Source organism: Frankia sp. AiPa1 (assembly GCF_023243075.1).
GTDB lineage: Bacteria > Actinomycetota > Actinomycetes > Frankiales > Frankiaceae > Frankia.
Window position 1 is genome coordinate 1 of record NZ_JALKFZ020000054.1, and the last position, 8,518, is coordinate 8,518.

At 72.9% G+C, this 8,518-nt stretch carries 8 protein-coding genes; 1 reads left to right on the forward strand and 7 read right to left on the reverse strand.

The window, feature by feature from the left end:
• The 7 genes from MXD95_RS06790 to MXD95_RS06820 form a co-directional block, all read right to left on the reverse strand.
• A partial coding sequence (locus tag MXD95_RS06790) for a hypothetical protein (RefSeq protein ID WP_250639687.1) occupies window positions 1–338 on the reverse strand: 338 nt, incomplete at its 3' end.
• 11 nt (window positions 339–349) lie between these two features.
• Window positions 350–1,297, reverse strand: coding sequence for an ABC transporter permease (locus MXD95_RS06795; protein WP_250639688.1), 948 nt, complete (start codon window positions 1,295–1,297; stop codon window positions 350–352).
• A 147-nt stretch (window positions 1,298–1,444) separates the two neighbouring features.
• A complete protein-coding gene (locus tag MXD95_RS06800) occupies window positions 1,445–3,121 on the reverse strand; it encodes an ABC transporter substrate-binding protein (protein WP_250639689.1) in 1,677 nt (558 codons plus the stop codon).
• Between the two features lie 209 nt (window positions 3,122–3,330).
• The gene (locus MXD95_RS06805) at window positions 3,331–4,509 is read right to left on the reverse strand and encodes an acyl-CoA dehydrogenase family protein (protein ID WP_250639694.1); all 1,179 of its coding nucleotides are present in this window, start codon (window positions 4,507–4,509) and stop codon (window positions 3,331–3,333) included.
• Window positions 4,510–4,676: 167 nt separating this feature from the next.
• Window positions 4,677–5,846, reverse strand: a complete 1,170-nt coding sequence (locus tag MXD95_RS06810; RefSeq protein ID WP_250639690.1) for an LLM class flavin-dependent oxidoreductase — start codon at window positions 5,844–5,846, stop codon at window positions 4,677–4,679.
• Between the two features lie 107 nt (window positions 5,847–5,953).
• A complete protein-coding gene (locus tag MXD95_RS06815; RefSeq protein ID WP_250639691.1) occupies window positions 5,954–6,799 on the reverse strand; it encodes an alpha/beta hydrolase in 846 nt (281 codons plus the stop codon).
• A 589-nt stretch (window positions 6,800–7,388) separates the two neighbouring features.
• Entirely contained in the window at window positions 7,389–7,544 is a 156-nt protein-coding gene (locus MXD95_RS06820) for a hypothetical protein (RefSeq protein ID WP_250639692.1), read from the reverse strand.
• A 94-nt stretch (window positions 7,545–7,638) separates the two neighbouring features.
• Here MXD95_RS06820 and MXD95_RS06825 point away from each other — a divergent pair.
• Window positions 7,639–8,518 (forward strand): LysR family transcriptional regulator (locus MXD95_RS06825; protein ID WP_250639693.1); only part of this gene is annotated, 880 nt, incomplete at its 3' end.

Here is an 8,518-nt window from a genome sequence, read left to right on the forward strand (position 1 = left end):
AGGGGCCCCAGCGCGCCCGCCGCCCGCCCCCACCGGCCCACCGCCGCGCGCGCCTCGTCCCGGTCGTCGCCCCCGGTGCCCCCGGTGCCCCCGTCGTGTCCGGCGTCCGTGATCCGCGGGGTGGCCTGTGCCGTGGCCTGCGGCGCCGGGCCCACGCCCAGCTCGGCGCCGGTGCCGGGTAGCTGCGCGGGCTGCGCGTGCGTCGCCGGTGGGACGTTCCCGTTGTCGTGGCCGGGTAGCCGGGTGGCGTCGAACGCGCGGGCCGGGTCGGCCGCGAGATCCGTGGAAACCGCGAGATCCGTGGAGACGACGTCCGTGGCAACAAGGTTGTCGGGCATGGTGGCCTCCCCTATGCCCGCGCCGCGGCGGCCACGCGCGGGTCGAGCAGCGTGTAAAGAAGATCGACGAGCAGGTTGACGGCGACGAAGCCGGCCGCGGCGATCAGCACGACCGCCTGGACGAGTGGCACGTCCTGGCCGAGCACGGCCTTCTCGGCGAGCTGGCCCAGCCCGTCGCGGGAGAAGATCGACTCGACGACCACCGCGTTGGTCACCGTGTAGCCGAGCAGGATGCCCAGCAGCGTCAGCGCCGGCAGGGCGGCGTTGCGCAGGACGTGGCGCAGCTGCACGGCCGAGCGGGACAGCCCCTTGGCCTGGGCGGTGGTGATGTAGGGCTCCTGCCAGGTGTCGTTGAAGCTGCGGATGAGCAGCTGGCCGAGCATGGCCGCGCCGATCAGGCTCATCGTCACCGCGGGCAGCACCAGGCTGCGCCAGCCGTCGGTGCCGGTCGCGGGGAACCAGTGCAGGGAGAACGAGAATGCCTGGATCAGGAGCAGTCCGATGAAGAACTGCGGCATGGACGCGCCGAGCGCGGGCAGCCGGGCCAGCACTGTGCGCGCCGGGCGCCACTGGACGTAGCTCGCCAGGTAGGCGAGCCCGACCCCGCCGATCACCATCAGCGGCACGGCGACGAGGGCGAGCTCCAGCGTGGCCGGCAGCTTGTCGGTGATCAGCGACCCGACGGAGACGTTCTGGGTCAGTGACATCCCGAAGTCGAGGTGCAGGGCGTTCCAGAGGCTGTGGAAGTACTGCCCGAGCAGCGACCGGTCGAGGCCGTACTCGTGCTTGAGCGTGTGTAGCTGGGCCGGGGTGAGCTGGCTGACGTCGGCGCCGCCGGCGGACAGCTGCAGTGTGATCGGGTCGCTTGGCAGCACGTGCAGGATGATGAAGACGACCGTGAAGACAGCCCAGAGCACGGCCAGCGCCTGGACGAGCCTTCCGGCGAGATAGCGAGCCATCAGATTCGGGGTCCTGTTCGCGTCCGGGTTTCGCTTCGGTCGATCGGTCGGAATGCGGTTCGGGGTCGGGGCCCGCCGCCCGGGCCGGCTGGTCGGACTCGGGTGACGAGCCGGCCCGGGCGGGCGGGTAGCACTACCAGGCGGGTGTTACTTCGACAGATAGATGTCGTTGGCCCGCAGGAACGACTCCGAGGTGAAGGCGAAGCCGTGCACCTTCTTCGAGATCGCGGCGGTCTGCAGGCGGTCGTAGAGCGGCAACGTGACGACGTTGTCGATCAGGTAGTCCTGCAGCTCCTTGTAGGCGGCCGCGCGCCTGGTGGGGTCGACGGTGGACTGCCCGGTGGCGAACAACGCGCTGACCTTCGCCGCGGTCGCCGGGTCCTGGCTGAACTTCGCCCCATACGCCTTGGTGGCGGCCTGGTCGATCGAGGAGCCGAGCACACTCGGGTCCGCGCGGGTCAGGTAGGAGCCGGTCAGGTCGTAGTTGCCGGAGTTGCCCAGCGGCACGAGCTGCGCCTGGGGAACGATCTTGATCTCGTAGTCGATGCCGATCTTCTTGAGCTGGTCCTGGACGAGCTGGTCGCCGGGAGAGGGCGCCGAGCTCACGTAGGTCAGGGTGAGCTTCTTGCCGCCGGAGTGCCGGTAGCCGTCGGACCCGAGCTTCCAGCCGGCGCCGTCGAGCAGCTTGCCCGCGCCGGTCGGGTCGTAGGCGAGCTTGGCGGACTCGTCGGTGAAGTACGGGGTGCTCGACGTCAGCGGGCTCTTGGCCACCGGGTAGCCGTCCCAGTACAGGGTCTTCGCGTAGGTCGCGAGGTCGATGCCCTTCAGCAGCGCCTTGCGCACGCCCAGATCGGACAGCGGCCGCCCGGCGCTGACGTTCGGCAGGAGCAGGCCGCTGATGCCGGGAAGGGCGCGGGTCTCGATGGTGGCGCCGGAGGACTTGAGCACCTCCTGGTCGGCCGAGGTGATCGGCTGACGGGGCCAGGCGACGTCGATGGATCCGTTCTGGAGGCTGCCGTTGCGGACGCTGTCCTCGCTGATGTAGCTGACGTCGATGCCGTCGAGGTGCGCCACGCCCTTGTTGGTGACCAGCAGGCTCGGCCAGGCGTAGCCGGCCCGGCGGGTGAGCTTCGCCGACTTGGCCGTGCTGTAGCTGTCCAGGGTGAACAGGCCCGAGCCGACGATCTTGCCGGCGCAGCGGGCCTCCGGCGTCTCCTTGTAGGTCGCGGGCGAGAGGATCGCGAGCGTCGTGGTCGAGGTGGCCTGTAGGAAGCCGGCGCTGGGCTTGCTGAAGTCGACCTTGACGGTGGACGGGTCGACGACGGTGGTCGACTTGTACCCGGCGAGGTAGGTCAGGCCGAGGGTGGAGCGGGCACCGAGGTCGTGCGTGGCGTCGAAGGCGGTCTTCACGGCGGTGGCGTCAAGCTTGGTGCCGTCGCTGAACGTCACGCCCGAGCGCAGCTTGAAGGTGAACTCGGTGGCCTGGGCGTTGGAGGTCCAGCTCGTCGCCAGCCAGGGGACGATCTTGCCGGTCTTCGGGTCCTGGTCGGTGAGCGAGTCGGCGATGTTGCGGTCGAGGCTGCGCGACTCGATCCAGTAGACCTGGTTCGGGTCGATGCAGCCCTGCAGGTCGTTCCAGAACGCGATCTTCAGCCGCCCGCCGGAGACGGGTGTGCCGCCGTCCGAGCCGCCGCTGCCGGCGGCGTCCGATCCGGACCCGCCCCCGCTCCCGCTCCCGCAGGCCGCGAGAGTGACGGCTGCGAGGACGGAGACGGCGGCCGCAGCCAGCCGCCGTCTCGTTCGGTGACGGTACGACGTGCTCATGTGACGGTGCTCCTTCAGGGAGGGAAGTCGCCCGGCGGTCGGACGCGCCGGGCGGGGTCAAGGGGACGGACGGACTCCGCGCGGGGGAACGGAGCCTTCGGGGGAAACGGACGGGAGCACAGTCCGACGGGGACGGCGACGGGGACGGGTTCGGCCTCGCCCGACCGGGACGGCCCGGTCGGCGCGGTGGGTTCAGGAGACAGGCGGGTTCAGGAGACGGGCGGCGCGGACGGCGCGGGTGCGGCGGGCGCGGCGGCGGCGAGGGTGCGCCGGCCGGCGGCCAGCAGCGCGCTGTCCTCCTGCGGCGGGTGCACCCGCACGCAGTGGACGTCGCGCAGGTGGCGTTCGAGCGGGTTGTGCCGGGTCAGTCCCGGGTTGCCCAGGGCCGCGACGGCGGTCTGCACCGCGCTGATCGCCGCTCGGGCGATCAGCGGCTTGGCGACGACGGCGCGCCCGGCGACCTCGGGGTCGCCCTGCTCGGACCGGCGGGCGATGCCGAAGGCGATCTCCTCGGCCGCGATCAGCTGCGCCTCGATCTCGCCGGCGATCGTCTGGATCCGTTCGGTGGTGGCGATCGGGCGGCCCAGCGCCGTGGGAACCCGCTCGTGCGCGAAGCGCAGGAAGAACTCCTGCGCGGCCCGGGCCACCCCGATGTACAGGGCGGTCGCGCCGATGCCCACCGCGGCGAAGCCGAGGTCGGGGGCCGTCTGCTCGGACAGGCGCACCCCGCGGAAGTTCGCCTCGGGCACCGCGACGTCGTGGTAGAGCACATCGTGGGTGCTACTGGCGCGCAGGCCGAGGTGGTCCCAGGTCCGCACGATCTCGATGCCGGGGGTGCCCGCGGGCACGATGACATGCCCGACCAGCGGGTCGTCCTCCTCGGTGGCGACCCACACCAGGTGGTAGGAGAGCCCCTCGGAGCTGGTCGCGAACCCCTTGTGGCCGCGCACCACCCAGCCGTCGGTGGTACGCCGGATCTTCGTCGCGGGCAGGCCGCCGCGGACCGGGGCACCGAGCTCGGGTTCGGCACGGATCGCGTTGAGCAGCACCGGGCGCTCGAGGGAGTCGGCGACGACCCGGCGGTAGAGCTGCTCGGGCCAGAACGGCGCCCGGGCCTGCAGAACGTGCTGGAACACCGTCATCGAGGCGATCAGCCCGACGGACGGGTCGCCCTTGCCCAGCGCCTCGAAGACCCGCACGCTGTCGACCGGCCCCAGGCCCTGGCCGCCGTAGCGCGGGTCGATGCCCAGGCGCAACAGGCCGGCGTCGTGCACGGCCCGCACGCCCGTCCAGGGGAACTCGCCGCTGCGGTCGTACTCCTCGGCGGTGGTCGCCAGTTCGGCGCTGACCCAGGCCAGGGCCTGCTCGGACAGGTCGATCGCCGGCAGCGGCGCGACGGCCGCGCGCGCCGCGGCGTCCGGTGCCGGTGTGCCGGCGGGCGTGAGCGGGCCTGGTTCGCCCGAGGCGACCCCGGTCGAGGCGCTCCCGGTCGCCGCGGGCCCGGCGGCGGGCTGGGCAGCGGCGGTCGAGGTGGGGTCGAGTTCGGTCGGGGCGGTCACGACGCCACCACGGTGGCGCCGGCCGCGACCAGATCCTGCTGGTCGAGCCCGGCGTCGAGGGACACGATCTCCCCACGCCGGCCGGTGGCCTCCCGGTGGGCCAGTTCCTGGCGCACCAGTGGCAGGACGGACCGGCCGTAGTCGATGAGGTCGTTGAAGTTGTCGTACCCGCGGATGGAGACGAGCTCGGCGCCGAGGTCGATGTAGTCGAGGATGGCGGCGGCCACCGTCTCCGGCGTGCCGACCAGGGCGGTCGAGGCGCCGGCGGCGTTCGTCGCCTTCGCCGGCGCCGTCCACAGGGCGCGGTCGTGGACCTCGCCCCGTCCGGCGGCGGCCAGCAGCCGCTGCGAACCGACGTTGGCCGGCGTCGCGGAGCGGAACCGGGCGAATCGCCCGGCCGCGCCGCCGGAGTCCGTCAGGACGCCCAGGATGCGGTGCGCCTTCTCCCAGGCGAGTTCCTCGGTCTCGGCAATGATCGGCCGGAACGTCACCCAGATCCGCGGCCGGTCGCTGCGCCCCGCCAGGCGCGCCTGCTCGTGGACGGCGTCGATCTGCTCGCGGGTCTCGCGCAGCGGCTCGCCCCACAGCCCGAAGATGTCCCCGAGCGCCCCGCCGACCCGGTAGGCATCCGGTGACGACCCGCCCACGGACACCGGGATGGTGCCGTTGACCGGCCGGACCACCGAGACGAAGTCCTCGAACGAGTAGTAGGTGCCGGCGTGGTCGAACGCGGTGGTCGACGTCCACACCTTGCGCAGGATCTCGATGTACTCGGCCTGGCGGGCGTAGCGCTGCTCCTTGGGCAGCCGGTCGCCCTCCCGGGCCTGCTCGTGGTCGTCGCCGCCGGCGATGAAGTGCACGACGGCCCGTCCGGCGGAGAGCTGGTCGAGGGTGGCGAGCTGCCTGGCCGCGACGGTGGGGTACATCGTGTTCGGCCGCAGCGCCACGATCGGTTTCACCCGCTCGGTGTGCTGGGTGATCGCGGTGGCCACGGTGAACGGGTCATGCGCCGGCGAGGCATAGGGCACGAGGGTGTAGTCGAAACCGTAGTCGTCCAGAGCGCGGGCGTACCGCTTGAAGAACGGCAGGTCGATCTCGAAGCGGCGCAGCCGGTTGAGCTCGTTGGACTGGTTGACGTTGATCGCGCTGATGAACTCGACGGGCATTGTTCCTCCGTACCGGCAGTGCTGCGGCGCCGCCGTGGGCGGGATGTGATCATGCGGCGGGGCGAGGCCGCGGGGTGGAGCGAGCAGGACGCTCGGCGCCGGTGTGGTCAGGACCAGCGGGCGATCGTCGGCAGGTCGGCGCCCAGGCGCAGCCGCTCGAGGAAGAGCACGACGGCGGCCGCGGCGCTGCGGTGGGTCGCGTCGTTGAGCGCGTCGTGGCGGCCGCCGTCGAGGGTGACCAGTTCGGCCCGCGGGGCGCCCGCGTAACGGGCCCGCGCCGGCGCGAGCGGGCTGATCAGGTCGGCGGCCCCGTGGAGGCCGAGGATCGGCACCGTCACCTTCGCGAGATCGCCGTCGACGAGCCAGGACGACGGGATGGGACGGGCCAGGTCGTCGCGGCGCACCGCGGGGTCGGCGTCCAGGCGGGCCTGGTGCGTCGGGCAGGCCGTGCGCGCCGCGAGCTGCGTCGCCCAGTCCGCGTCGGAGTCCCCGTCCGCCCGCGCCGCGTCGTCGGCGTCGGCGGGCAGGCCGACGAGCAGCAGCGCGTCCACCTCGACGGCCCCGGTCGCGGCGAGTGCCGCGACGAAGGCGGCGCCCGCGTCGGAGCCCGCGAGGACCCGCGGCGAGGGCAGGTCGGGGTCGGCCAGCAGCGACTGGATGTTCGCGGTCACCCCAGCCGGATCCCGGGTGGGGTCGCCCACCGCCCGGACCCGGTAGCCGTCGAACGCGATCCGGGTACCGAACCGCTCGTAGACCCCAGGATGCTCCCCCCGACCGGCGACGACGATGACGGTCCCGCGGGCGGCGACCGTCGGCGGGCCGTCCCAGGACCGCGGCGCCCCGGCGGCCTGCGCACCGGAACCGGGTGCGGTGTCGGATGCGGCGGCCGGAGCCGACGCGGCCACCGGGGTCGGCACGGGCGCGGGTGGGGGGATCAGAGGAGCGGAGGTCATGTCGCTGTCCTTCGTCGGGTGTCGGAGCCGGGCTCACGGCGAACCTGGTCGGGGATCGGGACAAGGTCGTGCTCCGCGCCGCGAGCACTACGGCGCGTCGGAGACAGGCACGCATGACAGGTACGGCGGGCACGCGGGGACAGTCAGCTCTTGCGCGGGGGACACGATGGATGTGAGGTGCCGACGTTGTCTCACGGCGTACATCAGCGGCCTGGAAGCAGTCGAAGGGCGGGGTGCCGCCGACGCCCGGCACGCCGTGGACCCGAGCTGCACCGCGCACCGCGCACCCGGCCATGGACACCCCTGGGACGCCCGCCTCCACGACGGCACGGGGCACGCGATGACACGCACCGTGCTCGCGCCGACCGGTCAGGCCCCACCGGTCAGGTTGGCGGAGCCGGCACTGGCCAGCCGCCAGGCCGGATCGGACACCCCGTCGGAGCAGGTTCACACCGACGAGGGGGGACGACAGCGCAGCCGATGGAAGCGCACAGTGACAGCACCGCCCGACACCACCCCGAACGGGGCCGACCCATCCCGGCGGAGTCCGGCCCCGATCCGACGGGGCCGACGGGGCGTCAGGGAAGTGTCAGCGGCCGGGACAGCACGAGGAGGAGGAGAGAATCCCGAAATCGACGATGCGACGGCGGGTGAGCACCTGCCGCAGCGGCGGCGCGGGCAGGACAGCACCGAGCGCGGGGGCGTCGAACTCCCCGTACCCGACCGCGTCTGACCTGCCGAACATGTTCACCAGAATGGTGGGTATTCCGATCGATGTCCAACGCCGATCCGCGATCAGATCGATCAGAAAGCGTGATTGATCGTGTTAGGGTGCGGCTGTGACGGACACGCTGGATATCACGGCTCTGCGCAGCCTCGTGACGATCGCCGACAGTGGCGGTTTCCGACGGGCGGCCGAGGCGCTGTGCGTGTCCCAGTCGGCGGTGAGCCAGCATGTGCGCCGGCTCGAGCGGACCGTCGGGCGTCCGCTGGTCACACCCGACGGTCGCGGGACCCGGTTCACCCCCGACGGCGAACTGCTGCTCGCCGCCGCCCGCCAGCTCCTCGAGCTGCACGACGGCACGCTGGACCAGTTGGGTGTCGGCGCCCGGGCCAGACCCGCGACCATCACCGTCGGTGCCACCGAGCACGCCGCCGACCATCTGCTGCCCCGCTGGATGGCGGCGCTGACGGCCAGCTATCCGGAGGCGCGCGTCCAGGTGCGACTCGACCGGGGCGCACGGCTGGCCGAGGCCCTCGACGAGGGGACGATCGACGTCGCGGTGCTGATCGGGATCGCCCCGGGCCCGGCCAGCCGCCCGGCCGGCGCCCTGCGCCTTGCCTGGTACTGCGCTTACGGCTGGACCCCACCCCCCTCGGCGCAGCCACTCCCGGTCGTCGCGATCAACGATCCGTGCACGATCCGTCGCCAGGCGCTGAGCACGTTGGCCCGAGCGGGGCGGACCGCCTGGGTGGCGGGCGAGGCGGGGCATCTCGCCGGCGTGCTGCAGGCCACCCGCGCCGGGGTCGGGGTCGCGTTGCTCGCCGACGTCGGCCCGATCCCGCCCGGCCTGGTCCGGCTCGACGACCTGCCCGCGGCTGACCCCGAGCCGCTGCACGTGCGCACCCGGGGGGGGGGGGGGGGGCCCCGCCCCGCCCACATACCCGACACCCTCATCTACGCTCTGACAAGACACGCCCGACCCAACCCCACCCGCC

Excerpts from the sequence above, each read along its gene's own strand:
- MXD95_RS06795 (WP_250639688.1), bottom strand. The coding sequence starts at position 1,297 with ATGGCTCGCTATCTCGCCGGAAGGCTCGTCCAGGCGCTGGCCGTGCTC.
- MXD95_RS06800 (WP_250639689.1), bottom strand. The coding sequence starts at position 3,121 with ATGAGCACGTCGTACCGTCACCGAACGAGACGGCGGCTGGCTGCGGCC.
- MXD95_RS06810 (WP_250639690.1), bottom strand. The coding sequence starts at position 5,846 with ATGCCCGTCGAGTTCATCAGCGCGATCAACGTCAACCAGTCCAACGAG.
- MXD95_RS06815 (WP_250639691.1), bottom strand. The coding sequence starts at position 6,799 with ATGACCTCCGCTCCTCTGATCCCCCCACCCGCGCCCGTGCCGACCCCG.
- MXD95_RS06820 (WP_250639692.1), bottom strand. The coding sequence starts at position 7,544 with ATGTTCGGCAGGTCAGACGCGGTCGGGTACGGGGAGTTCGACGCCCCC.